This is a genomic window from Halomonas sp. E14, assembly GCF_052568415.1.
Map to the genome: position 1 here is coordinate 82,974 of NZ_CP199423.1, position 22,708 is coordinate 105,681.

General features: G+C 66.3%; 23 protein-coding genes. 8 read left to right on the forward strand and 15 right to left on the reverse strand.

Features of this window, described 5'->3' with window-relative positions:
- Positions 1-6 precede the first annotated feature (6 nt).
- The 7 genes from ACT7B3_RS00380 to ACT7B3_RS00410 all read left to right on the forward strand — a co-directional run bounded on the left by ACT7B3_RS00380 (position 7) and on the right by ACT7B3_RS00410 (position 6,156).
- Positions 7-561 (forward strand): TRAP transporter small permease, encoded by a 555-nt coding sequence (locus ACT7B3_RS00380; RefSeq protein WP_445156491.1) that lies wholly within the window; start codon positions 7-9, stop codon positions 559-561.
- The gene (locus tag ACT7B3_RS00385) at positions 554-1,849 is read left to right on the forward strand and encodes a TRAP transporter large permease (RefSeq protein ID WP_444678805.1); all 1,296 of its coding nucleotides are present in this window, start codon (positions 554-556) and stop codon (positions 1,847-1,849) included. The genes ACT7B3_RS00380 and ACT7B3_RS00385 overlap by 8 nt, the downstream gene beginning before the upstream one ends.
- A 31-nt stretch (positions 1,850-1,880) precedes the next feature.
- On the forward strand, positions 1,881-2,357 hold the full coding sequence (locus tag ACT7B3_RS00390) for a MarR family winged helix-turn-helix transcriptional regulator (RefSeq protein ID WP_444678807.1): 477 nt from the start codon (positions 1,881-1,883) through the stop codon (positions 2,355-2,357).
- Between the two features lie 360 nt (positions 2,358-2,717).
- A complete protein-coding gene (locus tag ACT7B3_RS00395) occupies positions 2,718-3,776 on the forward strand; it encodes a TRAP transporter substrate-binding protein (RefSeq protein ID WP_445156492.1) in 1,059 nt (352 codons plus the stop codon).
- The gene (locus tag ACT7B3_RS00400; protein WP_445156493.1) at positions 3,763-4,338 is read left to right on the forward strand and encodes a TRAP transporter small permease; all 576 of its coding nucleotides are present in this window, start codon (positions 3,763-3,765) and stop codon (positions 4,336-4,338) included. The genes ACT7B3_RS00395 and ACT7B3_RS00400 overlap by 14 nt, the downstream gene beginning before the upstream one ends.
- Positions 4,331-5,626, forward strand: a complete 1,296-nt coding sequence (locus tag ACT7B3_RS00405) for a TRAP transporter large permease (protein WP_444678805.1) — start codon at positions 4,331-4,333, stop codon at positions 5,624-5,626. The genes ACT7B3_RS00400 and ACT7B3_RS00405 overlap by 8 nt, the downstream gene beginning before the upstream one ends.
- Positions 5,627-5,772: 146 nt before the next feature.
- Positions 5,773-6,156 (forward strand): hypothetical protein, encoded by a 384-nt coding sequence (locus ACT7B3_RS00410; RefSeq protein WP_445156494.1) that lies wholly within the window; start codon positions 5,773-5,775, stop codon positions 6,154-6,156.
- A gap of 71 nt (positions 6,157-6,227) precedes the next feature.
- Here ACT7B3_RS00410 and paaZ read toward each other — a convergent pair whose 3' ends face one another.
- The 11 genes from paaZ to paaG form a co-directional block, all read right to left on the reverse strand.
- The gene (paaZ, locus tag ACT7B3_RS00415) at positions 6,228-8,270 is read right to left on the reverse strand and encodes a phenylacetic acid degradation bifunctional protein PaaZ (RefSeq protein WP_445156495.1); all 2,043 of its coding nucleotides are present in this window, start codon (positions 8,268-8,270) and stop codon (positions 6,228-6,230) included.
- A gap of 93 nt (positions 8,271-8,363) precedes the next feature.
- Positions 8,364-9,443 carry a 1,2-phenylacetyl-CoA epoxidase subunit PaaE gene (gene paaE / locus ACT7B3_RS00420; protein WP_445156496.1) on the reverse strand — a complete coding sequence of 360 codons (1,080 nt, stop codon included), beginning with the start codon at positions 9,441-9,443 and terminating at the stop codon, positions 8,364-8,366.
- Positions 9,444-9,454: 11 nt separating this feature from the next.
- Positions 9,455-10,030, reverse strand: a complete 576-nt coding sequence (gene paaD / locus ACT7B3_RS00425; RefSeq protein ID WP_445156497.1) for a 1,2-phenylacetyl-CoA epoxidase subunit PaaD — start codon at positions 10,028-10,030, stop codon at positions 9,455-9,457.
- Positions 10,014-10,790 carry a 1,2-phenylacetyl-CoA epoxidase subunit PaaC gene (gene paaC, locus ACT7B3_RS00430; RefSeq protein ID WP_445156498.1) on the reverse strand — a complete coding sequence of 259 codons (777 nt, stop codon included), beginning with the start codon at positions 10,788-10,790 and terminating at the stop codon, positions 10,014-10,016. Before paaC ends, paaD begins: the two co-directional genes overlap by 17 nt.
- A gap of 11 nt (positions 10,791-10,801) precedes the next feature.
- Complete coding sequence (gene paaB, locus ACT7B3_RS00435) at positions 10,802-11,083, reverse strand: 1,2-phenylacetyl-CoA epoxidase subunit PaaB (protein ID WP_444678802.1); 282 nt, start codon at positions 11,081-11,083, stop codon at positions 10,802-10,804.
- Positions 11,084-11,095: 12 nt separating this feature from the next.
- A complete protein-coding gene (gene paaA, locus ACT7B3_RS00440) occupies positions 11,096-12,088 on the reverse strand; it encodes a 1,2-phenylacetyl-CoA epoxidase subunit PaaA (protein WP_444678801.1) in 993 nt (330 codons plus the stop codon).
- Positions 12,089-12,397: 309 nt separating this feature from the next.
- Positions 12,398-13,711 (reverse strand): phenylacetate--CoA ligase PaaK, encoded by a 1,314-nt coding sequence (gene paaK, locus ACT7B3_RS00445; RefSeq protein ID WP_445156499.1) that lies wholly within the window; start codon positions 13,709-13,711, stop codon positions 12,398-12,400.
- A gap of 44 nt (positions 13,712-13,755) precedes the next feature.
- The gene (pcaF, locus tag ACT7B3_RS00450) at positions 13,756-14,958 is read right to left on the reverse strand and encodes a 3-oxoadipyl-CoA thiolase (protein WP_444678800.1); all 1,203 of its coding nucleotides are present in this window, start codon (positions 14,956-14,958) and stop codon (positions 13,756-13,758) included.
- Complete coding sequence (paaI, locus tag ACT7B3_RS00455; protein WP_444678799.1) at positions 14,955-15,422, reverse strand: hydroxyphenylacetyl-CoA thioesterase PaaI; 468 nt, start codon at positions 15,420-15,422, stop codon at positions 14,955-14,957. Before paaI ends, pcaF begins: the two co-directional genes overlap by 4 nt.
- Positions 15,415-16,944: a 3-hydroxyacyl-CoA dehydrogenase PaaH gene (gene paaH, locus ACT7B3_RS00460; protein ID WP_445156500.1), complete on the reverse strand. Its 1,530-nt coding sequence runs from the start codon at positions 16,942-16,944 to the stop codon at positions 15,415-15,417. The genes paaI and paaH overlap by 8 nt, the downstream gene beginning before the upstream one ends.
- Positions 16,945-17,028: 84 nt before the next feature.
- Positions 17,029-17,820 (reverse strand): 2-(1,2-epoxy-1,2-dihydrophenyl)acetyl-CoA isomerase PaaG, encoded by a 792-nt coding sequence (gene paaG, locus ACT7B3_RS00465; RefSeq protein ID WP_445156501.1) that lies wholly within the window; start codon positions 17,818-17,820, stop codon positions 17,029-17,031.
- Positions 17,821-18,516: 696 nt separating this feature from the next.
- Between paaG and paaY the strand changes: the two genes are divergently transcribed.
- Positions 18,517-19,122 (forward strand): phenylacetic acid degradation protein PaaY, encoded by a 606-nt coding sequence (gene paaY / locus ACT7B3_RS00470; protein WP_444678797.1) that lies wholly within the window; start codon positions 18,517-18,519, stop codon positions 19,120-19,122.
- A 120-nt stretch (positions 19,123-19,242) separates the two neighbouring features.
- Here the strand turns inward: paaY and paaX are convergent, their stop codons facing one another.
- From paaX to ACT7B3_RS00490, 4 genes are all read right to left on the reverse strand, one after another.
- Positions 19,243-20,169, reverse strand: coding sequence for a phenylacetic acid degradation operon negative regulatory protein PaaX (gene paaX / locus ACT7B3_RS00475; protein WP_445156502.1), 927 nt, complete (start codon positions 20,167-20,169; stop codon positions 19,243-19,245).
- Between the two features lie 148 nt (positions 20,170-20,317).
- Entirely contained in the window at positions 20,318-20,830 is a 513-nt protein-coding gene (locus ACT7B3_RS00480) for an Lcl C-terminal domain-containing protein (protein WP_445156503.1), read from the reverse strand.
- Positions 20,827-21,672, reverse strand: coding sequence for an IclR family transcriptional regulator domain-containing protein (locus tag ACT7B3_RS00485; RefSeq protein WP_445156504.1), 846 nt, complete (start codon positions 21,670-21,672; stop codon positions 20,827-20,829). Before ACT7B3_RS00485 ends, ACT7B3_RS00480 begins: the two co-directional genes overlap by 4 nt.
- Positions 21,673-21,830: 158 nt before the next feature.
- The gene (locus ACT7B3_RS00490) at positions 21,831-22,622 is read right to left on the reverse strand and encodes an enoyl-CoA hydratase (protein ID WP_445156505.1); all 792 of its coding nucleotides are present in this window, start codon (positions 22,620-22,622) and stop codon (positions 21,831-21,833) included.
- Between the last annotated feature and the right edge of the window lie 86 nt (positions 22,623-22,708).

Sequence of the window (22,708 nt, forward strand, 5' to 3'; positions counted from 1 at the left end):
TTGACCATGCCGACCTCGTCCACGCGCTGGCTGCGGGTCGGCCGTGTCATGCAGCTCACCCTGGAGGGGGTGGCAGGCGCCACCCTCTTCGCCATGATGCTGCTGACCACGGCGGACGTGACCGGGCGCTACTTCTTCAACTCGCCGATTCTCGGCACCGTCGAGCTGACCCAGCTGATGCTGGCGGCACTGGTGTTCCTGTCGCTGCCGGTGGTGTGCTGGCGCGAGGAGCACGTCAGCGTCGACCTGCTCGACAGCGTGTTCCCTTCGCGGCTGATCTGGATCCGCCAGGTGCTGGTCAACCTGATCGTCAGCGGAGCGCTCTGGATCATGGCGCGGCGCGTCTGGGCGCTGGGCGAACGGGCCATGGAGTGGGGCGATGTGACCGAGTTTCTGCGCATCCCCAACGGCTATCTCATCTATCTCATTGCGATCATGCTGGCGCTGTCAGCCGCGCTGACCCTGCTGCGTGCGGTGGGCTACCTGCTGGAAGGGGTGGGCGTGCTGGCGCGCGGTGGTCCGCTCAGCCCGGCTGCAGGACAGGGAGGCAACCATGACTGAAGCGCTTTACGGTTTCGCCGCCCTGCTGCTGCTGGCGTTCCTGCGGGTACCGCTGGCGTTTGCCATGGGCATCGTCGGCTTCGCCGGCTTCTATTTCCTGACCGGCAACTGGAACGCCGCCGAGGCCATGGCCGCACGGCGCGTGGTGGACACCGCCATGGACTACGGTCTGTCGGTGATCCCGCTGTTCATCCTGATGGGCAACCTGGTCTCCCATGCCGGGCTGTCGGATGCGCTGTTCCGCGCCTCCAACGGCTTCCTCGGTCACCGCAAGGGCGGCCAGGCCATGGCCACCATCGTCGCCTGCGGCGGCTTCAGCGCCATCTGCGGCTCGAGTCTGGCCACCTGCGCCACCATGGGACGGGTGGCGATGCCGCAGATGCGCAAGTACGGCTACAAGGATTCGCTGGCCTCGGCCTCCATCGCCGCCGGCGGCACCCTGGGCATCCTGATTCCGCCCAGCGTGATGCTGGTGATCTACGGCATCCTCACCGAGACCAGCATTCGCGAGCTGTTCGCCGCCGGCTTCATCCCCGGCATGCTGGGCATTGTGCTCTACCTGCTGGCGGTGAAGTGGGTGCTGTGGCGCGACCCCGCGGCCGGGCCTGCCGGCGAGCGGGTGGCCTGGCCCGAGCGCCTGGCGGCGTTGAAGAGCGTGGGCAGCACGCTGGCGCTGTTCGTGCTGGTGATCGGCGGCATCTATCTTGGCGTATTCACCCCCACCGAGGCGGCGGGCATCGGCGCCATGGGCGCCTTTGTGATCGCCCTGCTGCGCCGTGCGCTCACCCCGCAGGTGCTGATGAACGTGCTGATGGACACCGTGCGCACCACCGCCATGCTGTTCGCCGTGGTGCTGACGGCGCTGATCTTCGCCAACTTCATCAACCGGGCGGGGCTGCCGGGCGACCTGCTGGCGCTGGTCAACGGGCTCAACGTGGCGCCCTTCGTGGTGATCCTTACGATCATCGCCATCTACGTGGTGCTGGGCTGCGTGTTCGAGAGCATGTCGATGATGCTGCTCACCGTGCCGGTGTTCTTCCCGGTGGTGGCGGGGCTGGGCTTCGACCTGGTGTGGTTCGGCATCCTGGTGGTGATCGTGATTGAGATCAGCCTGATCACCCCGCCGGTGGGCATGAACGTGTTCGTGCTGCGGGCGGTGCTGCCGGATGTGTCCACGGGCACGATCTTCCGCGGCGTGACGCCGTTCTGGGTGGCGGGCACGGCCCGTGCGTTGCTGGTGCTGGTGTTCCCCGGTATCGTGCTGTTCCTTCCGCAACTGCTCTACTGATGACTGCAAGCGCAGGGTGAGGTCAATCGAGATGGACAAGGACGCAAGCCTGGCGGAACCGTCTACCAAGCCGGAGCTGGATCTCAACCAGTTCCTGCCCTATCGGCTCAACAGCCTGGCCGACCGCATCAGCCAGGCGCTGGCCGAGCTCTACGAGTCGCGCTACCAGCTCAACATCGCCCAGTGGCGGGTGCTGGCCTGGCTCAGCCACTGCGACGAGCTGACGGCCAAGAAGATCTGCACCTACACCAACATGGACAAGGCCCGCGTGTCGCGGGCGATCCAGGCGCTGGAGGAGCGCGGCCTGATCGGCCGCACCCCTTCGCCGGAGGACCAGCGCCAGCAGGACCTTCACCTCACCGCCGCCGGCCAGACCTTGCTGGCCACGCTGATCCCCGAGGCCCAGGCCTGGGAGGCCGAGCTGGTGGCCACCCTCACCGCCGGCGAATACCGCGACCTGCTCAATGTGATGCGCAAGCTCGAGCGCCAGCTCGAGCGGATTGGCTGATACCCGCCTACCCCAGCTAGCTTCCTGCCGGCACTTCATGTTGCCGGTTTTTTTTATTCGATCATTAAACGGGTAACGAAAAATTCGGATGGCGCCAATGGGCTAAAGAAATTGAGCTGCTGATGGGTGAGGTCGTTTTTTAACCTATAAGTGTTTATTTTAATTGATATTAATTCCGTTTTAACCGTTTTTTCCTTATCGTGACGGGTCGCGTCGATGTTGGTGAAGCGTGAGAAAAATGGCGTTGCATGGAAAAACATGTTTCCAATAAGATGTCATTGAGGGCGTTTGATGTATCGCTTTGGAGTGTTTCCAGCCATCCGCAAGCGCCAGAGCCTGTGACCACGGAGGAACACAACAATGTACAAGAAGACCGGTCTTATCCTCGGCACCCTGACCGCCGCCGTCATGAGCACTGCTGCCTGGGCCCAGACCACGATCACGGTCAGCACCTGGGCAGGCCCCAACCATGGCATCAATACGATGGTGTGGCCTACCTGGAAGGCCTGGATCGAAGAGGCCACCGAAGGGCGCGTGACCGTCGATATCGTTCATGACATGGGGCCGCCGGCCTCTCAGATGGAAATGATCGCCGATGGTATCGCCGACGCCACCTGGGTGTTCCATGGCTACAACACGGGCCGTTTCGTGCTGACCAAGCTGCCGGAGTTCCCCACCTTCGAGGAGTTCTCTTCCGAGCACGCTTCGGCGGCCTACTGGCGGACCCACCAGGAATACCTGGCGCAGGCCGGCGAGCATCGCGGCGTGGATGTGGTGGCAGCGGGCGTGCATGGCCCGGGCTGGATCTTCAGCCGTGAGCAATTCGAAACCCTTGACGATATGAAGGGCAAGCGCATCCGCGTCGGTGGAGGCGTCATGGGGGATCTCTCCAACGCGCTGGAGCTGACCGGCGTTGCGCTTCCGCCCACCGGCGTCTACGAGGCGGGTTCCCAGGGGGTCATCGACGGCGCCATGCTGGTGCCCGAGGGGCTGCGCAGCTTCCGCGTGGCCGAGATCTTCCCGTACACCCTCAAGGTCGACGGCGGCTTCTACCGCGGCAGCTTCACCATCGTCATGAACCCGATGTTCTGGGATCAGGTCTCCGCCGAGGATCGTGAGGCCATCCTGGAGGTCTCCGGGGAGCGGCTGTCGCGCCTGTTCGGCTACATGATGGATACCATGGACGTTCGCGGCGTCGCTTTTGCCGAGCAGCAGGGTCACACCTTCACCGAGCTCGGCGAAGCGGACCTCGAGACGCTGCGCGGCATGAGCGACGACATGATCGAGGCCTGGGCCGAGACGGCCACCAGCAGCCGCGGCGTCGATGCCATGGCGGCGATCCAGTACTTCCGCGAACAGCTCACGGCTGCCGCCGAGGAAGAGGGCGTGAGCGATCGGGTGCCCGATGAATTCAAGTAAGGCGGCGCTGGCGATACGAGGGGCGAGCTTGCAGGGCGTGACGGCGCGCTTCGGTCGTGTCATGCAGCTGACGCTGGAGGGGGTGGCGGGCGCCACCCTCTTCGCCATGATGCTGCTGACCACGGCGGACGTGACCGGGCGCTACTTCTTCAACTCGCCGATTCTCGGCACCGTCGAGCTGACCCAGCTGATGCTGGCGGCGCTGGTGTTCCTGTCGCTGCCGGTGGTGTGCTGGCGCCAGGAGCACGTCAGCGTCGACCTGCTAGACGCCATCTTTCCCGCACGGCTGGTGTGGGTGCGTGAGGTGATCGTCAACCTGCTGGTCACGATGGCGCTGTGGGTCATGGCCCGGCGCGTCTGGGCGCTGGCCGAGCGTGCCTTCGAGTGGGGCGACGTCACCGAGTTCCTGCGTATCCCGCGCGGCTACCTGATCGGCCTGGTCGCCGCCATGCTGGCACTTGCTGCGCTGTTGACCCTGGCCCGGGCGTTGCTCTACCTGCTGGAAGGCGTCGGTAGGGTCAAGCGCGGTGGCCCGCTGAGCAAGGGGAGTGACGATGACTGAAGCGCTTTACGGTTTCGCCGCCCTGCTGCTGCTGGCGTTCCTGCGGGTGCCGCTGGCGTTTGCCATGGGCATCGTCGGCTTCGCCGGCTTCTATTTCCTGACCGGCAACTGGAACGCCGCCGAGGCCATGGCCGCACGGCGCGTGGTGGACACCGCCATGGACTACGGTCTGTCGGTGATCCCGCTGTTCATCCTGATGGGCAACCTGGTCTCCCATGCCGGGCTGTCGGATGCGCTGTTCCGCGCCTCCAACGGCTTCCTCGGTCACCGCAAGGGCGGCCAGGCCATGGCCACCATCGTCGCCTGCGGCGGCTTCAGCGCCATCTGCGGCTCGAGTCTGGCCACCTGCGCCACCATGGGACGGGTGGCGATGCCGCAGATGCGCAAGTACGGCTACAAGGATTCGCTGGCCTCGGCCTCCATCGCCGCCGGCGGCACCCTGGGCATCCTGATTCCGCCCAGCGTGATGCTGGTGATCTACGGCATCCTCACCGAGACCAGCATTCGCGAGCTGTTCGCCGCCGGCTTCATCCCCGGCATGCTGGGCATTGTGCTCTACCTGCTGGCGGTGAAGTGGGTGCTGTGGCGCGACCCCGCGGCCGGGCCTGCCGGCGAGCGGGTGGCCTGGCCCGAGCGCCTGGCGGCGTTGAAGAGCGTGGGCAGCACCCTGGCGCTGTTCGTGCTGGTGATCGGCGGCATCTATCTCGGCGTATTTACCCCCACCGAGGCGGCGGGCATCGGCGCCATGGGCGCCTTCGTGATCGCCCTGCTGCGGCGTGCGCTCACCCCGCAGGTGCTGATGAACGTGCTGATGGACACCGTGCGCACCACCGCCATGCTGTTCGCCGTGGTGCTCACCGCGCTGATCTTCGCCAACTTCATCAACCGGGCGGGGCTGCCGGGCGACCTGCTGGCGCTGGTCAACGGGCTCAACGTGGCGCCCTTCGTGGTGATCCTTACGATCATCGCCATCTACGTGGTGCTGGGCTGCGTGTTCGAGAGCATGTCGATGATGCTGCTCACTGTGCCGGTGTTCTTCCCGGTGGTGGCGGGGCTGGGCTTCGACCTGGTGTGGTTCGGCATCCTGGTGGTGATCGTGATTGAGATCAGCCTGATCACCCCGCCGGTGGGCATGAACGTGTTCGTGCTGCGGGCGGTGCTGCCGGATGTGTCCACGGGCACGATCTTCCGCGGCGTAACGCCGTTCTGGGTGGCGGGCACGGCCCGTGCGTTGCTGGTGCTGGTGTTCCCCGGTATCGTGCTGTTCCTGCCTCAGCTGCTCTATTAGGTTGCATAAAGCGACACAAAATAAATTAATGTAAAATTAATTTTGTATCTTTTATCAACCCCAATTTGACTCCGGTCAACTTGGGGTTTTTCCATTGCGCTATCCTGAAAATACGTCACTAGTGATACCGAATGGGGAGAAGCGAGATGGAAAGGTTGTCCGACTATATTCAGGGTGAGCGCGTGGTGCGCGAACTTCGCCACCACGCCCCAGAGGCACTCGAGGAACTGGCCCGTGACCTGGCGCAGCCGCTGAATCCGCCGCTGGAGCGGGCCGTGGCGCGCTGCCTGGATGACAGCCGGGTGCCCGATTTCCGCTCTGCGGAGGTGCTGATGCCGCCGATGATGGCGACCTTTGCGGTGGGCCCGGCCGCCTTCGGCGAGCAGGCGCTGGCCGAGCTGGAGGCGAGCTGCAACCGCTGCCAAGCCGTCGGCCGCTGCTGGCAGGCGATGCGCAGCCACGCCGATGCCGAAGTGTGCCGCGACTTCTGCCCTAACGCCGAGGCCTTCATCGAGCAGCGCGGCGAGTAGGGGCGTCGCGCCTGGAAGGGCCATCAGGGGGCGGAGCGCGCCCCCTGATCCGTTTCTTTCTCGTGCGGGGGTTACTGCCGCTTCGCCACCAGGGTCAGGATGTCGTAGCTGGCGACCAGCTCGTCATGCTGGTTGGTGACTTCCACGTCCCACATCACCACGCCCTGGGGATGGCCGTCCGGTGAGGTCCGGCCTTGGTCGATCTTGCGCTTGCAGGTCAGTCGGGCGCGGATGGTATCGCCCGGGGCGACCGGGGTGATGAAGCGCAGCGTGTCCAGGCCGTAGTTGGCCAGCACGGGCCCCTCGCCTGGATAGACGAACAGGCCGGCGGCGGCCGACAGCACGAAGTAGCCGTGGGCGATGCGCTGGCCGAACTGGGTCTTGCGCGCGGCGATGTCGTCGAAGTGCATGTAGAAGTGATCGCCGGAGAGGCAGCCGAAGTTGACGATATCGGCTTCGGTGACGGTGCGGCGGTGGGTCAGCAGGGATTCGCCCACCTGCAGGTCGTCGAAATGGCGGCGGAAGGGGTGGACGTCATTCTCGATCACCTTGGCGCCGCGGACGTATTCCCGGGTCACCGCGGCCACCATGGTCGGCGACCCCTGGATGGCGGTGCGCTGCAGGTAGTGGTGGACCGCGCGGATGCCCCCCAGCTCCTCGCCGCCGCCGGCGCGCCCCGGACCGCCGTGCTTGAGCATGGGCAGCGGCGAGCCGTGGCCGGTCGACTCCTTGGCGGCCTGCGCATCGAGGATCTGCAGGCGGCCGTGCTGGGCGGCCAGCACCGGGATCATTTGCGCGGCAATGGCGGGGTCCCTGGTGGTCAGAGTGGTCACCAGGCTGCCCTTGCCCTTGGCGGCCAGGGTCAGGGCCTCGTCGATGCCGTGGTAGGGCATCAGCGTGGTGACGGGGCCGAAGGCTTCGATGTCATGCGCGCCGCCGTCTTGCAGCGGCTGGTAGTTGATCAACAGATGCGGGGCGATGAAGGCGCCGTTTTCCACGCCCTTGCCCACCGGCGTGAAGCTCTCGCCCTTGCCGAACACGCATTCGCTGGTTTCCAGCAGCTGGCCGATGGCCTCGCGCACGTCACGCAGCTGGTCGGCGGACGCCAGCGCACCCATGCGCACGCCTTCCTCCTTGGGGTCGCCGACGACGATCGTCGCCAGCCGCTCCTTGATCCTGTCGGCCAAGGCGTCCAGGTGCTCGGCCGGCACCAGCACCCGGCGGATGGCGGTACACTTCTGGCCCGCCTTGGCGGTCATCTCCTTGACCACCTCCTTGGCGAAGATGCCGAACTCCTCGTCCTGCGGCGTCACGTCCGGCGCCAGGATGGCGCTGTTGAGGGAGTCCGCCTCGGCGTTGAACGGAATGCTGCGCGCCAGGAGGTTGGGGTGGGCCTTCAGCTTCAGCGCGGTGCTGGCGGAACCCGTGAAGGTAACGAAATCCTGCTCTTCCAGGCGATCGAGCAGGTCGCCGGTGCTGCCGATGATCAGCTGCAGCGCGCCCTCGGGCAGCAGGCCGGATTCATGGATCATCCGAACCGCGGCTTCGGCGACATAGCTGGTGGCGGTGGCCGGCTTCACGATGCACGGCATGCCGGCCAGAAACGCCGGGGCGAACTTTTCCAGCATGCCCCAGATCGGGAAGTTGAAGGCGTTGATATGCACGCACACGCCGCGGCGGGGCACCAGAATATGGGTGCCGCTGAAGTGGTTGTGCTGGCCCAATTGGATCACCGGCCCTTCATGGGCCACGTTGCCGGAAGGCAGCTGCTTGCGGCCGGTGGAGGCGTAGGTGAATAGGGTGCCGAAGCCGCCTTCGATATCGATCCAGGAGTCGGACCGGGTGCAGCCGGTGTGATGGGAGATGTCGTACAGCGCTTCCTTGCGCTCCTGGATGTAGATCGCCAGCGCCTTGAGGATGGCGGCGCGCTGCTGGAAATCGAGCGCCAGCAGGTTCTTGATGCCCTGGCCGCGGGCGTGGCTGACCACTTCGGCGAAATCGACGCTCTCTTCATGGGTGTGGGCGACGATTTCGCCATTGATGGCGCTGGGCAGCGCCGTTGCTGCCGTATGACCGAACCATTGACCCGCTACGTAGCTCTTGAGCACTGACATGTCACGTTCTCCCGAAACTTCACGGCAAAAGGGTGTGGATAAATAAAGCCGGTCCACCGGACCGGCTTCATGGATGCTTGCGCTTGATGGTCATCAGAGCTCGTCGTAGTCGAGCACGACTTTTTCGCTGACGGGGTAGCACTGGCAGGTCAGCACGTAGCCGGCCTCCACCTCGTAGTCTTCCAGGGCGTAGTTGGCATCCATCTCCACTTCGCCCTCGATCACCTTGGCCTTGCAGGTGGAGCAGACGCCGGCCTTGCAGGAGTAGGGCAGGTCGGCCCCCATGGCGTTGCCGGCATCGAGGATGCTCCTGGTATTGCGGGTCAGGTCGAAGGTCAGGGCGCGGCCATCGGCGCGCACCGTAACTTCGCTGACCGCCTGCGGGTCGACTCGGTGGTCGGTGCGGTCCTGGCGCGCCGTCGGGGCGCCGCCGAGCGGGGCAAACAGCTCGTAGTGAACCTTCGACTTGTCCAGGCCATGGCGCTGCAGGGAGTCCCTGACCGTTTCGGTCATGATCTGGGGGCCGCAGATGAAGGCGGCGGTCAGGTTCTTGGCATCCACCCAGCGATCGAACAGGGCGTCGCATTTGCCGCTGTCGATGCGGCCGTTGTACAGGTCGATATCCTGCTCTTCACGGCTGAACACGAAGACCAGATTGAAGCGGCTCATGTAGCGATTTTTCAGATCCTCGAGCTGTTCGCGGAACATCGTCGAGGCGGTGGCCCGGTTGCCGTAGAACAGGGTGACCTGGCTCCTGGGTTCGGTTGCCAGCGTCGTCTTGATGATCGACAGGATCGGGGTGATGCCGCTGCCGGCCGCCACCATCAGGTAGTCGCCCTCGCGCTGCGGGTCGAGCTCGATGGAGAAGTGCCCCTGGGGCGGCATCACGTCAAGCGTCTGGCCGGGCTTGAGCTGTTCGTTGGCAAAGGTGGAGAAGCGGCCTCCCGGCACCTTCTTGATGGCGATGCGCAGCTCCCTGTCCGCAACGCCGGTGCAGATAGAGTAGGAGCGGCGGACTTCCTCGCCGTCGATGGCGGTGCGCAGCACCAGGTGCTGGCCCTGCTGGTAGCGAAAGCGCTCCTGCAGGGCTTCCGGCAGATCGAAGCACAGGGACACGGCATCCCGGGTTTCCGCCCGGACTTCACGAATGGAAAGAGGGTAGAAGTTGTTCATGATGGTCCGCTCTAGATGCATTTGAAGTAATCAAAGGGCTCGCGGCAATCGAGGCACCGATACAGGGCCTTGCAGGCGGTGGAGCCAAATTCGCTGACCCGTTCGGTATGGGAGCTGCCACATTGAGGGCAGGCGATGGCCTCGTCCTTGCCCGTGAGGCTCAGCTTGCTGGCGCTGCCCTGGGGCGGGGCGATGCCGAACTCCCGCAGCCTGGTGCGACCCGTGTCGGTGATCCAGTCGGTGGTCCAGGCGGGTGAGAGCACCCGGCGGATGCGGCCGTGGCGAACGCCGGCCAGCCGCAGGGCTTCCTCGATGGACTGCTCGATCATCTCCGTCGCCGGACAGCCGGAGTAGGTGGGCGTGACATCCACCACCCAGCCGTGGCCTTCCCGGGCGATGCGTCGCACGATGCCCAGCTCGACGACGCTGACCGCGGGAACCTCCGGGTCCTTGACCTCATCCAGCAGCGCCCAGAGCTCTGCCTCCGTGATCGGCTGGGTGCGATCCCGGTGGGGAATGCGGTCGCTGGCGATCACCGGCTGGTCGTCCAGCAGCGATCGCGGCTCGGGTTTACCAGGTCTTGGCATCCGGATAGGCCCTCGGCAGGAACTGCATCTCGGCAAGGATGAAGCCCAGGTGTTCCGTGTGTTTTCCCACCTTGGCCCCCCGCTGCATCCAGGCGCCTTCCGGCGGCGGGGTCAGGGTCGCTTCGGTCAGCACGGCGTGCACCAGGCCCTTCCAGTCGGCTGCCAGCTGGTCAGGGTCGGGGCCGATGCCCGCGTCGAACATCTGCCGATCGACGGCATCGGCCTCGATCATCTCGCCGGTGAACCGCCACAGGTCGTCGACGGCCGCCTGCATGCGCGCATGGCTCTCCTGGGTGCCGTCACCCAGCCGCTTGACCCACTCGGAGGAGCGGCGCAGGTGGTACTGCACCTCCTTGATGGCCTTGGCGGCGATGCCGGCGATACGCGCGTCTGGCGCCTTGGCCAGCGCCTGAAGCGTGAGGTAGTGCCAGGCGTCGAAGAAGAACTGGCGGGCCAGGGTGACGGCATAGTCCTTGTTCGGCTGCTCCACCAGCAGTGCGTTGCGGAAGTGGTGCGCATCGCGCTTGAAGGCCAGGTCGTCTGCCGTGCGGCCGTCGCCGACCAGTTCGGCGGCGTACTCGTACCAGTGGCGGGCCTGGCCCACGAGGTCGAGGGCCACGTTCATCAGCGCCATCTCCTCTTCCAGCGCCGGCGCCTTGCCGCACAGCTCGCAGAGTCGCTGGCCCAGGATCATGTCGGAGTCTGCCAGGCGCAGCAGGGACTCCTGCAGCGCCTCGGTCGGTGTCACGGTTTCGCTCATGTCCTCGCCCCTCACATGTGGCCGACTTCGTCGGGCAGCTTGTAGAAGGAAGCGTGGCGGTAGACCTTGTCGTCGGAGGGGTCGAACAGCACCTCCTTCTCGTCCGGCGAGGAGGCGGTGATGGCGACCGACGGCACGACCCAGATGGACACGCCTTCGCTGCGGCGCGTGTAGAGGTCGCGGGCATTCTCCATGGCCATTTCCGCATCGGTGGCGTGAACGCTGCCGACATGCTTGTGGTTGAGGCCATGCTTGCTACGAACGAAGACTTCATAAAGCGGCCAGTCAGCCATGCTCATCTCCTCTCAGGCTACGTGCTGTTTTTGTTGCTGTTTCTCGGCGTAGGCCTTGGCAGCCTCGCGCACCCAGCGGCCGCCGTCGATGGCGTTCCTGCGGGTTTCGATGCGCTCCTTGTTGCAGGGGCCGTTGCCCTTGAGCACCTCGAAGAACTCCTGCCAGTCGATCTCTCCGAAATCGTAATGGCCGCGTTCCTCGTTCCACTTCAGGTCCGGGTCCGGGGCGGTGCAGCCCAGGAATTCGAGCTGGGGCACGGTCTGGTCGATGAACATCTGGCGCAGCTCGTCGTTGCTCTTGCGCTTGATCTTCCAGGCCATGGACTGCTGGGAGTTGGGCGACTGGTCGTCGGAGGGGCCGAACATCATCAGCGCCGGCCACCAGAAGCGGTTGATCGAGTCCTGCACCATCTGCTTCTGCGCCTCGGTGCCCTCGCGCATCATGTCCAGCAGGATCTGGTAGCCCTGGCGCTGGTGGAAGCTCTCTTCCTTGCAGATCCGGATCATGGCGCGCGAATAGGGGCCGTAGGAGGTGCGCTGCAGGACGACCTGGTTGACGATTGCCGCGCCGTCCACCAGCCAGCCGATGGTGCCCATGTCGGCCCAGCTCAGGGTCGGATAGTTGAAGATGGAGGAGTACTTCGCCTTGCCGGCGTGAAGCTTGTCGATCTCCTCGTCGCGGTCGGCGCCCAGGGTCTCCATGGCGCTGTAGAGGTAGAGGCCGTGGCCCGCCTCGTCCTGGATCTTGGCCATCAGCTGCAGCTTGCGCTTGAGGGTGGGGGCGCGAGTGACCCAGTTGCCTTCCGGCAGCATGCCGACCACTTCGGAATGGGCATGTTGGGAAATCTGGCGAACCAGGGTCTTGCGATACCCCTCGGGCATCCAGTTCTTGGCTTCGATCTTGATGTCGGCATCGACCTTGAGCTGGAACTCCCGCTCCTTGTCAGACATCTCCTCCAAGGTCTTCAGGCGCTTGACGCCAGTTTCGACGAGCTGTGCGTACATGGGGCCTCCGCGGCGTCGGTCAGTCTATGGGGATTCCCCCCTGGATATTTGAAGAGTATAGTGACACATAAAAATTTATCAACGATCATTTTCTTGTGTCGTATATCGGTGGCTGGTTAAGGCCATACGACAGAGACGGATAGGATCGAGAGGTTATCGGGTAAGATATTGAAAATAAAAAATAGGGGAGCGAATTGCCTACCACTTCATCCCGCCAAAAATGCAAAAGACTCCCGGAGGGAGTCTTTTTGAATGAGATTCATGCGCTAGGTTTGATGCGCCTTTATTCTGTCTTTCTTGAGTTGCGTGTCATCGCAGGTCCTTAACGCGCCTGGCCTTGCCCACCGAGCGCATGACCTCCTCGACGCCACACACCTCCACGCTTGTGCTGATCCCTACATAGGTCTTGATGGCATGTTGCAGTCGACCGGCCAGCTCCTCGCAGGCCACCGGATCGCGGGCGACGTCGTTGCTGCACGCTTCGACGCGTACGCAGACCATGTCCAGATTGCCCTGGCGTGAGACCTCGATCTCGTAATGAGGGGAGAGCCGGTCGATCTTGAGCAGCTGCTCCTCGATCTGGGTCGGGAAGACGTTGACGCCGCGGATGATCAGCATGTCATCGCTGCGGCCGGTGATCTTGTCGATGCGGCGCATGGGGCGTGCGGTGCCCGGCAGCAGGCGGGTGAGGTCGCGGGTGCGGTAGCGGATCACCGGCAGCGCCTCCTTGGTCAGGGTGGTGAACACCAGCTCGCCGTACTCGCCGTCCGGCAGCACCTCGCCGGTCACCGGGTCGATGATCTCGGGATAGAAGTGGTCTTCCCAGATGGTCGGGCCATCCTTGGTCTCCAGGCACTCCATGCCGACGCCCGGCCCCATCACCTCGGAGAGGCCGTAGATGTCGAGCGCGTCGATGCCCAGGCGCCGCTCCAGGGCGGTGCGCATGTCGTTGGTCCAGGGCTCGGCGCCGAAGATGCCGGCGCGCAGCGGCAGCCGGTGCGGGTCGATGCCCTGGCGCTCCATCTCGTCGGCAATGTTGAGCATGTAGGAGGGGGTCACCATGATGATGTCCGGCTCGAAGTCGCGGATCAGCTGGACCTGCTTTTCGGTCTGGCCGCCCGACATCGGGATCACGGTGCAGCCCAGGCGTTCGGCGCCGTAGTGGGCGCCGAGGCCGCCGGTGAACAGGCCGTAGCCGTAGGCGACATGCACCTTGTCCTTGCGCGTGCCGCCGGCGGCACGGATCGAGCGGGCCACCACGTCGGCCCAGGTGTCGATGTCGCGCTGGGTATAGCCCACCACGGTGGGCTGTCCGGTGGTGCCGCTGGAAGCGTGTACCCGCACGATCTCGCTCATTGGCGTGGCGAACATGCCGAACGGGTAGTTGTCGCGCAGGTCGGCCTTGGTGGTGAAGGGCAGCTTGCCAAGGTCGGCAAGGCTCTGGATGTCCTCGGGATGCACGCCGGCCCGGTCGAAGGCGTGCCGATAGAAGGGCACGTTGTCATAGGCGTGCTTGAGGCTCCACTTGAGCCGCTTGAGCTGGGTGGCGCGCAGTTCATCGAGGCTGGCGAGTTCCATCTGATCGAGAGCCGAGTTGTTGAGGCGTTCGACGGTCTGTGTCATCGGGCTGCTCCGGTCGGAGGTGTTGTTATCGTCGCTTCACGGTATCAGAGACGTTCGATGATCAGGGCAATGCCCTGTCCTACGCCGATGCACATGGTGCACAGCGCGTAGCGTCCCTGGTGGCGCTCCAGCTCATGCAGGGCGGTGGTCACCAGGCGGGCGCCGCTCATGCCCAGCGGGTGGCCCAGGGCAATGGCGCCGCCGTTGGGATTGACGTGTTCGGCGTCGTCGGCGAGGCCGAGATCGCGCGTCACGGCCAGCGCCTGGGCGGCGAAGGCCTCGTTGAGCTCGATCACGTCCATCTGGGCGAGAGTCAGGCCGGTCTGCTCGAGCACCTTGCGGCTGGCGGGAGCCGGGCCGAAGCCCATGATGCGCGGCTCGACGCCGGCGGTGGCCATGCCGATCACCCGGGCGCGCGGCCTGAGGCCGTAGCGTTCGGCCTGTTCGGGTGAAGCCAGCAGCAGGGCGCAGGCGCCGTCGTTGACCCCGGAGGCGTTGCCGGCGGTGACGCTGCCGCCTTCGCGGAACGGCGTGGGCAGCCTGGCCAGCTGCTCCAGGGTAGTGGTACGAGGGTGCTCGTCGGTTGCGACGATCAGCGGCGCCTGCTTGTGGCGCGGCACCTCGACGGGCACGATCTCCTCGGCCAGGCGGCCCGCCTCCATGGCGGCAGCGGTGCGCTGCTGGCTGCGCAGCGCGAAGGCGTCCTGATCCTCGCGGGAGATATTGAACTGCTCGGCGACGTTCTCGGCGGTCTCCGGCATGGAGTCGATGCCGAACCGGGCCTTGAGCTGGCGGTTGACGAAGCGCCAGCCGATGGTGGTATCGAAGAGCTCGGCACTGCGCGAGAAGGCCTGCTCGGCCTTGCCCATCACGAAGGGCGCGCGCGACATGGATTCGACGCCGCCGGCGATCATCAGCCCCGCCTCGCCGGCCTTGATGGCACGCGCGGCGTTGCCGACGGCGTCCATGCCGGAGCCGCACAGGCGGTTGATCGTGGTGCCGGGCACCTCCACCGGCAGGCCGGCGAGCAAGGCCGACATGCGCGCCACGTTGCGGTTGTCCTCGCCGGCCTGGTTGGCGCAGCCGTAGAAGATGTCGTCCACCTGGCGCCAATCCACCGAGGGATGGCGCTCCATCAGCGCGCGCAGGGGCACGGCGCCCAGGTCGTCCGGGCGCACCGAGGCGAGGGCGCCGCCGTAGCGGCCGATGGGCGTGCGGATGGCGTCGATGATGTAGGCGTCTTTCATGCTTGCCCCTCTGCGGCGGTCGCTTCCAGGCGGCGAACGCTGCCGCGGATTTTGTAGGAACGGCCGCGGAACAGGGCGACCTCGTGACCGTGCTGGTTGCGCACGGTGATGTCATAGATGCCGGTGCGGCCGCGGCGGCTGCGCTCCTCGGCGGTAGCGGTGAGCACGTCGCCGAGCTGGCCTGGACCGAGATAATCGATGCTGCAGCCCGCGGCCACGGTGGCTTCGTCGTAGCTGTTGCAGGCGAAGGCGAAGGCGGAGTCGGCCAGGGCGAAGATGAAACCGCCGTGACAGTTGCCGTGGCCCTGCACCATGTCCTCGCGCACGCTCATGCTGAGCACGGCACGCCCCGGTGCCACGCTCTCGATGCGCATGCCCAGCCCCTGGCTGGCGTTGTCGCGGGAATACATGGCGTCGGCGCAGGCCTCGGCCAGCTGCTGGGGGCTCAGCTCGAACTCAGACATGAAAGGACTCCTCGGCCAGGGCCTTGCGGCGCAGCAGGAAGGAGGGACGATAGCGCTCCTCGCCGTAGCTCTGCTGCAGGTGGGTCAGGGTGCGGTGGACGAAGGCCAGGCCGAGTGCGTCGGCCCAGGCCAGCGGCCCGCGGGGATAGTTGACGCCGGCCTGCATGGCCAGGTCACCGTCGCGGGCGCTGCACACGCCCTGGAGCACGGCGTCGGCGGCCTCGTTGGCGAGCATGGCCACGGTGCGCAGCACCGCCAGCCCGGGGGTGTCGGTGAGCCAGGCGACCGCCAGGCCCAGGCGCTGGAAGAGTGCCGCAGCCAGCTCGCGAGCCTCGGCGCCGGCGCCGGGGCTTGCCGCCAGGGCGATGGCGCTGGCCTCGCCGTAGTCGAGGCAGAGATCGAACAGCACCAGCGCCTCGAGGCCCTCGTCGCGGGCACGCTCGGCGGCGCAGCGGCCGTCGCTCAGCGCCAGGGTGAGATCGCCCAGGCGCAGGCGCGCCTGGCCCGAGAGGCTCTCGCGGTGCACCACCGCCAGGCCGGCGGCCTCGGCTCGGGCTACCAAGGGCGCGATGACGCCGAGCTGGCCTTCGGCCACCAGGGTCGGCAGCGCCGCCTCGGCCCTGGGGGCGAAGTCGGGGGCGACGGAGGTGGCACCGTCTCGATAGTCATAGAAGCCCTGGCCGCTCTTGCGGCCCAGGTGCCCGGCCTCCACCAGCGCGAGCTGCACCAGCGAGGGTTCGAAGCGGGTGTCGCCGTAGTAGGCGTCGAACACCGAGCGGGTCACCGCATAGTTGACGTCGTGGCCGATCAGGTCCATCAGCTCGAAGGGGCCCATGCGGAAGCCGCCGGCCTGGCGCAGCAGGGCATCCAGGGTGGCGGGGGCGGCGGCGCCTTCCTGCAGCAGGCGCAGCCCCTCGGCATAGAAAGGTCTCGCCACCCGGTTGACGATAAAGCCCGGCGTGGAGCTGGCATGGACCGGCACCTTGCCCCAGGCGGCGGCGGTAGCATAGAGGGTTTCGGCCACCTCGGCAGCCGTGGCCAGGCCCGAGATTACCTCGACCAGCGTCATCACCGGCGCGGGATTGAAGAAGTGCAGGCCGGCAACGCGCTCGGGGCGCTCGAGGCCGGCGGCGATGGAGGTGATCGACAGCGACGAGGTGTTGCTGGCCAGCAGGGTGTCGGGGCCGCACAGGGCCTCCAGCTCGGCGAACAGCTGGCGCTTGACCGCCAGGTTCTCGACGATGGCCTCCACCACCAGGCGGCTGTCGGCCAGCTCGGCCAGGGTGGCGGCCGGGCTCATGCGGGCGACGATGGCGTCGACCTCGGCTTGGGCCATCTTGCCCTTGGCCACACGCTTCTCGAGCTGGCGGCGCACGCCGTCGATGCCGGCCTCTGCCGCGCCGGCGCGGTTGTCGTACAGGCGTACCGGATGGCCGGCCTGGGCCGCCACCTGGGCGATGCCAGCGCCCATGGCGCCGGCGCCGATCACGGCGATGCTGTCGCGGGGTGCGAGGGCTGACATCTCATTACCCCTTGAAGCTGGTGTGTAAAAAGCGCTTTTCCATCCAGACACCCCACGTGTAAGCCGTCGTCAGGACGAGCATGGTCACTCCCCCTTGAAGTTGGGCTGGCGCTTTTCCATGAAGGCGGTCACGCCTTCGCGATAGTCCTCGGTGCGGCCGGCCAGGCGCTGCAGGTCGCGCTCCAGGTCGAGCTGGGCATCGAAGCTGTTGTCGGCGCTGGCATGCAGGGCCCGCTTGATCAGCGCCAGGCCGCGGGTCGGCTGGGTGGCCAGGTGACGCGCCAGGGTCAGCGCTTCATCCTGCAGAGCCTCATCTTCCACCACCTTCCAGATCATGCCCCACTGCTCGGCCTGTTCGGCGCTGAGCCTGTCGCCCAGCATCGCCAGTCCCTTGGCGCGGGCCATGCCCACCAGTCGCGGCAGGGTCCAGGTGCCGCCGGAATCGGGCAGCAGGCCGATCCGGCAGAACGCCTGAATGAAGCTGGCCGAGCGGGCCGCCAGCACGATGTCGCAGGCCAGGGCGATGTTGGCGCCAGCGCCGGCGGCGACGCCGTTCACCGCGCAGACGGTGGGGAAGGGCAGGTCGCGCAGGGCGCGCAGCATCGGGTTGTAGCGCTTCTCCAGCGACTCGCCCAGGTCGGGCGCCTCGGCGCCGGGGGCCACGTTGCGGTCGGAGAGGTCCTGGCCGGCGCAGAAGCCGCGTCCGCTGCCGGTCAGCAACAGGGCGCGCACGCTGCCATCCTGGCGCACGGCCTTGAGCGCCTGACGCATCTCGGCGTGCAGTTCGGCATTGAAGCTGTTGAGGCTGTCGGGCCGGTTCAGCGTGAGGCGGGCGACGCCGTCTTCCACGGTATACAGCAGGGGCGCTTCACTCATCTTGTTATTCCTATGTCATTGCCCGTTGAAGGTGGCGGGGCGTTTTTCCTGGAAGGCGCGGATGCCCTCTTCGCGATCCTGGGTGCAATCAGCAGCGTGAAGGCGCGCCTCGCGGCGGCCCCTCGATGAACCGCGGGATCGACGTGGCGCCCTCAGCGTGACACGAGAGTGGCGCGGTGCGGGTCCGCTGCCTGCCTCGGGTGAGCATGGGAGGAGTATAGGTTTTTTTTGATACGCATCAAATTGCATTAATGGTATTTAGTGTATCGCTATTGGTCTGCGACGGGGGTTTTTATCTTGTCTGCCAAGGGCTTGGCGAAAACCTGGCGCGGCCTGGCGCGACCGGACTAGACGATGGTCGAAGAAAAGGCGCGGCAGGCGATGAATCATTGATAAAAGGTTGATAAAGAAGCGTTATGTGGCGAAGGCGCAGCGCAGCATGAGAGCCAAATTAGCGTAGGTGGTTTGATATAGCGTTACGCTATACATATTATCTTCTTGTATATCGTATCGGTTAATGGCGCTCGCGACAGGTGCCACGCATGTCCCAGCAAGCCCGACGGATGCCGGAGCGACAGCGTGACACCCTGGAGCCGGCGATCCGCCCCTTGCTGTGCGGCCAGGCTTTGCTGGCCCGTCGCTGCGTGGTGGTGCAGCGCCACCGTCATGGCCCCTGGATTAAGGAGAGACGCCTGTATGCCCTGTTATCGACTCGAGGGAGTGACTCCGGTGGTACATCCCACCGCCTATGTGCATCCCACCGCGGTGCTGATCGGCGATGTCATCGTTGGCCCGGGCTGCTATGTGGGGCCCGGCGCGGTAATGCGCGGCGACTTCGGACAGCTGGTGCTGGAAGAGGGCGCCAACCTTCAGGACACCTGCGTGATGCACGGCTTTCCCGGCTGTGTGACCCGGGTGGAGAAGGATGGCCATGTGGGCCACGGCGCCGTGCTGCACGGCTGCGTGGTGGGCCGGGACGCCATGGTGGGCATGAATGCCGTGGTGATGGACAACGCTGTGATCGGCGCACGTTCCATCGTCGCGGCGGCAGCCTTCGTCAAAAGTGGTTTCGCGTGTCCGCCCCAGTCGCTGGTGATGGGGGCGCCGGCTGTGGTCAAGCGCGAGCTGAGCGACCAGGAGGTGGCCTGGAAGCAGCAGGGTACCCGCGAGTACCAGCGCCTGACCGAACGCTGCCGCGACGGCCTGGAGCCCTGCGAGCCGCTGGCCGAGCTGGACGCCGACCGCCCGCGGCTGAACGCCGGCGATACCCAGCCCAAGCAGCAGACCCTCGACAAGGCGTGACGCTCAACGCGGGAGATGCGGGCCGCCGCCCGCGGCCCGGTGGAGAACCGCACGAATCGCGTGACGCTTATAACGCCCTCGGCTCGTTGCCGGGGGCGTCTTCGCCTGGTACACCGAGCCTTACTCCAGGCCACCGAAGCGCTGGTAGAAGCTGGGGCCCGGTGCCGGCAGGGGGCCTTCGGCCGTCTCCAGGTGCTGGTCGAGCCAGCGCTCCGCGCGCCGGTAGATGGTGCGATAGATGTTGCGGCATAGCTGATAGGCGTTGCGCCCTTCCCAGGCGGTCGGCAGCAGCTCGTCGGGCAGCTGGGGGTCGCGCAGCTGGACCTTGCGGTATTCGTGAATCAGCAGCGTGCGGGCAATGAAGCAGGCTTCGTCGCCCAGGTGGTTGTCTTCATCCAGCGCCTTCCATAGGGGACGGAACTGGGCCAGGAAGCTCTGGTAGTTCTCGGCCAGGCTCTCCAGGTTCCAGCTCTCTTTCACCTGCCGGCGCAGCGGCTTGCTGGCGAGAGGCTCCAGGGCTTCGGTCTGCATGATAATGGTGTCATCGGCCGCCTCCATCTCCTGCAGGGCTGCCATCGCTTCGCTGCGGTTGAGGATGGGGTGGGCCAGCAGCCCCTGGGCGAAATAGCCGAAGCCCAGCCATTCGAGCTCCTCGCGCACCTTCTGGCGGCGAGCGGCATCCAGCTGCGAGAGCAGCACCAGCGTCCACTGCCCGTTCCAGGAGGGTTGGGCGCCGTGGTAGACCCGCTTGAAGGCTTGTTCGAAGCGCCGCCGCCCCGGGCCGCTGAGGCTGTAGTAGCTGCGTCGCCCCACCTTCTCGCCATGCAGCCAGCTCTCCTGGGTCAGCCGGTAGACGGAGGTGCGTACCAGGCGCTCGTTGATGCCGATCGGCTCCACCAGCTTCGACAGGCTGCCAAGCCAGACCGTCCCGCCGCGGGGCACGATCGCATCGCCATAGATCGTGATGATCAATGAGCCGGCGCGGATGGGGTGATGCTGCTGGAAGTGGTCGACAAGCGAGACAACGCAATCGTGAGCGGAGGACATGGCAGAGCCGGTTTCTCAGATTCTGATACGGTGATGGGTAAAAACAGCAAATAGCGTACCACAACCTAGGAGAATGGAGCCTCCTGCCGAGGGAAGAAGCGTGCTTCCTGCTACGGCTGAGCGTTGCCTTGGGCGGCGTTGCGTATCGCTAATCGCGGCCCAGGCAGCGCTCGGCCTGCTCGACCGGCAGCACCAGCCGCAGGTGGAACTGCCCGCCCATGTTGCAGCGGATGCGCCCCTGGCCGGCGAAGTCGACGAAGCAGTCCTGCTGGGAGTGGCCGCCCGCGCTGGTATGGGTCCAGAACCAGCCGGCCGGGGTGTCGGGAAAGGCGGTGGCGTCGATGGCGATGTCGGCGTCGGGCTGGGGCGTCATGAGGCTGCGCAGCTCATGAAAATAAGGCAGCCGCCACGGGCAGTCGCGGCTGGCCTGGTGCTTGGCGTGCTGCTGGGCTGCCTGCCAGTCGACGCGCTCGGCCTCGCCCAGGCAGCGCTCCTGTTCAAGGTGCTGGCCAAGGCTGCAGCGCATCCACACCAGGCCGCGCTGGGCATCGGTTACCGTGGCCTGCGGCGACGGCGCAAAGGCACGGGCCGGCGGCTCGGCCAGGCTGCCTCCGCTGGCGAGCAGCAGCGCCGCGGCCAGGCCGCGCTGCCAGGGCGTCATGCCGAGGTGCGGCGTGTCTCGGCCGCGGGCATATGGCCGCCGAGGCGGGCGGTGATCTCGACGGCGGTTTCGCGCACCAGTTCGCCCAGCTCCAGCAGCCGCGCCTCGGGAATCCGCGCCACCGGGCCGGAGACCGAGATCGCCGCCAGCGGTGTGCCGTGTTCGTCGTGCAGGCAGGCGGCGACGCAGTGCAGGCCAATGGCGTGCTCCTCGCGGTCGCAGGCGAAGCCCTGGCGGCGCACTTCAGCCAGGTTGAGGCGCAGCGATTCGGCGCTGTGCAGGGTGTTGCGGGTGACGCGTGCCAGGCCACGCTCGGCCACCACGCGATCGAATTCGTCGTCGGGCAGCCAGGCCATCAGCGCCTTGCCCACGCCCGAGGCGTGCAGCGGGGCCCGCGAGCCGAGCCGGGTGATCATGCGCATCATCTGCGACGACTCGCTCTGGGCGAGGAATACGGCGGTGCCGCCGTCGCGGATGCCCAGGTTGGCGGTCTCGCCGGTCTGGGCGGTCAGGCGACGCAGGAAGGGGCGGCTGGTGGCGACGAAGTCGCGCGCCTCGAGGAAGCTGTTGCCGATGCGGAAGGTCTTGACGTCGACCTTCCATACGCCAAGCTCGGCATCCTGGGTGATGAAGCCCTGACCCTGCAGCGCCTGCAGCAGCCGGTGGGTGGTCGAAGGGGCGAGGTCGACCATCTCGGCCAGCTCCGACAGGGCCAGGCCGCCCGGGGTGGCCGCCAGACGCTCGAGCAGCGTGAGCCCGCGTACCAGCGATTGACTGTGGCCGCTGGCGCTCTTGCCGGGACCGGGCGGGCGCCCCGCCGTTCTGCGCTTGACTTCACTCACCTGGGTAATCCTTCTGGGTTGACCTGGCTGACCCTCCGCGGAAGGCCTGCCACAGGATACCCGCTCGGCGGCGACTTGTCTCGATTACGGAAATGCCTTCCATCCCTTCCGAAGCGCCCCGCTTCCCGCGGCATTTCGCTTGCTGCGGCGCCCGGCCGTCAGCGGTGGCGCCAGTGGGGTGTGCGCTTCTCGATGAAGGCGTCGATGCCCTCGGCCACGTCCTCGGCCATCATGTTGCAGGCCATGGTCTCGCCGGCCAGGGCGTAGGCCTCGCGCAGCGGCATCTGCAGCTGGCGCTGGAACAGCGCCTTGCCGGTGCGCAGCGCCACGGCGCTCTTGGCGCACAGGCTGGCGGTCAGTGCGTGCAGCGTCTCGTCCAGCGCCTCGTCGTCGGCCACGCGGTTGACCAGGCCCCACGCCAGCGCCTGCTCGGCATCGATGAACTCGCCGGTGAACAGCATCTCCATGGCCTGCTTGCGGCCGATGCTGCGCGACAGCGCCACCGCCGGGGTCGAGCAGAACAGGCCTACGTTGATCCCCGAGACGGCGAAGCGCGCCGAGCGTGCCGCCACCGCCAGGTCGCAGCTGGCCACCAGCTGGCAGCCGGCCGCGGTGGCCAGGCCGTGGACCCGGGCGATCACCGGCACCGGCAGGTTGACGATGCGCTGCATCACCTCGCCGCACTGAGCGAATAGCGCCTGGTAGTAGGCCTTGTCGGGGGTGGCGCGCATCTCCTTGAGGTCGTGCCCGGCGCAGAAGGCGCGTCCCTCGGCGGCGATGACCACGCAGCGCACCGAGTCGTCGTTGGCCAGCAGCGACAGCTCGCTGCCCAGCGCCTTGAGCACCTCTTCCGACAGCGCATTGAACTGGCGCGGGCGGTTCAGCGTCAGGGTGGCCACGCCGTGCCGGTCGCGACGAATCACCGGGCGTTCATCGACGGTTGTCGTCATTGTCGTATCCTGTAGTAACCGAGCCCGCCCCCAGCCTAGCCTGTTGCGCCCGCTTTTCGTCACGCCTGCGACCAAAGGCGATGCGC

Excerpts from the sequence above, each read along its gene's own strand:
- ACT7B3_RS00490 (WP_445156505.1), bottom strand. The coding sequence starts at position 22,622 with ATGACGACAACCGTCGATGAACGCCCGGTGATTCGTCGCGACCGGCAC.
- paaA (WP_444678801.1), bottom strand. The coding sequence starts at position 12,088 with ATGTACGCACAGCTCGTCGAAACTGGCGTCAAGCGCCTGAAGACCTTG.
- paaE (WP_445156496.1), bottom strand. The coding sequence starts at position 9,443 with ATGAACAACTTCTACCCTCTTTCCATTCGTGAAGTCCGGGCGGAAACC.
- paaI (WP_444678799.1), bottom strand. The coding sequence starts at position 15,422 with ATGTCTGAGTTCGAGCTGAGCCCCCAGCAGCTGGCCGAGGCCTGCGCC.
- paaC (WP_445156498.1), bottom strand. The coding sequence starts at position 10,790 with ATGAGCGAAACCGTGACACCGACCGAGGCGCTGCAGGAGTCCCTGCTG.
- ACT7B3_RS00380 (WP_445156491.1), top strand. The coding sequence starts at position 7 with ATGCCGACCTCGTCCACGCGCTGGCTGCGGGTCGGCCGTGTCATGCAG.
- ACT7B3_RS00410 (WP_445156494.1), top strand. The coding sequence starts at position 5,773 with ATGGAAAGGTTGTCCGACTATATTCAGGGTGAGCGCGTGGTGCGCGAA.
- ACT7B3_RS00400 (WP_445156493.1), top strand. The coding sequence starts at position 3,763 with ATGAATTCAAGTAAGGCGGCGCTGGCGATACGAGGGGCGAGCTTGCAG.
- paaD (WP_445156497.1), bottom strand. The coding sequence starts at position 10,030 with ATGCCAAGACCTGGTAAACCCGAGCCGCGATCGCTGCTGGACGACCAG.
- paaB (WP_444678802.1), bottom strand. The coding sequence starts at position 11,083 with ATGGCTGACTGGCCGCTTTATGAAGTCTTCGTTCGTAGCAAGCATGGC.
- ACT7B3_RS00385 (WP_444678805.1), top strand. The coding sequence starts at position 554 with ATGACTGAAGCGCTTTACGGTTTCGCCGCCCTGCTGCTGCTGGCGTTC.
- ACT7B3_RS00390 (WP_444678807.1), top strand. The coding sequence starts at position 1,881 with ATGGACAAGGACGCAAGCCTGGCGGAACCGTCTACCAAGCCGGAGCTG.
- pcaF (WP_444678800.1), bottom strand. The coding sequence starts at position 14,958 with ATGAAAGACGCCTACATCATCGACGCCATCCGCACGCCCATCGGCCGC.
- paaG (WP_445156501.1), bottom strand. The coding sequence starts at position 17,820 with ATGAGTGAAGCGCCCCTGCTGTATACCGTGGAAGACGGCGTCGCCCGC.
- ACT7B3_RS00405 (WP_444678805.1), top strand. The coding sequence starts at position 4,331 with ATGACTGAAGCGCTTTACGGTTTCGCCGCCCTGCTGCTGCTGGCGTTC.
- paaX (WP_445156502.1), bottom strand. The coding sequence starts at position 20,169 with ATGTCCTCCGCTCACGATTGCGTTGTCTCGCTTGTCGACCACTTCCAG.
- paaY (WP_444678797.1), top strand. The coding sequence starts at position 18,517 with ATGCCCTGTTATCGACTCGAGGGAGTGACTCCGGTGGTACATCCCACC.
- paaK (WP_445156499.1), bottom strand. The coding sequence starts at position 13,711 with ATGACACAGACCGTCGAACGCCTCAACAACTCGGCTCTCGATCAGATG.
- ACT7B3_RS00480 (WP_445156503.1), bottom strand. The coding sequence starts at position 20,830 with ATGACGCCCTGGCAGCGCGGCCTGGCCGCGGCGCTGCTGCTCGCCAGC.
- ACT7B3_RS00395 (WP_445156492.1), top strand. The coding sequence starts at position 2,718 with ATGTACAAGAAGACCGGTCTTATCCTCGGCACCCTGACCGCCGCCGTC.
- paaZ (WP_445156495.1), bottom strand. The coding sequence starts at position 8,270 with ATGTCAGTGCTCAAGAGCTACGTAGCGGGTCAATGGTTCGGTCATACG.
- paaH (WP_445156500.1), bottom strand. The coding sequence starts at position 16,944 with ATGTCAGCCCTCGCACCCCGCGACAGCATCGCCGTGATCGGCGCCGGC.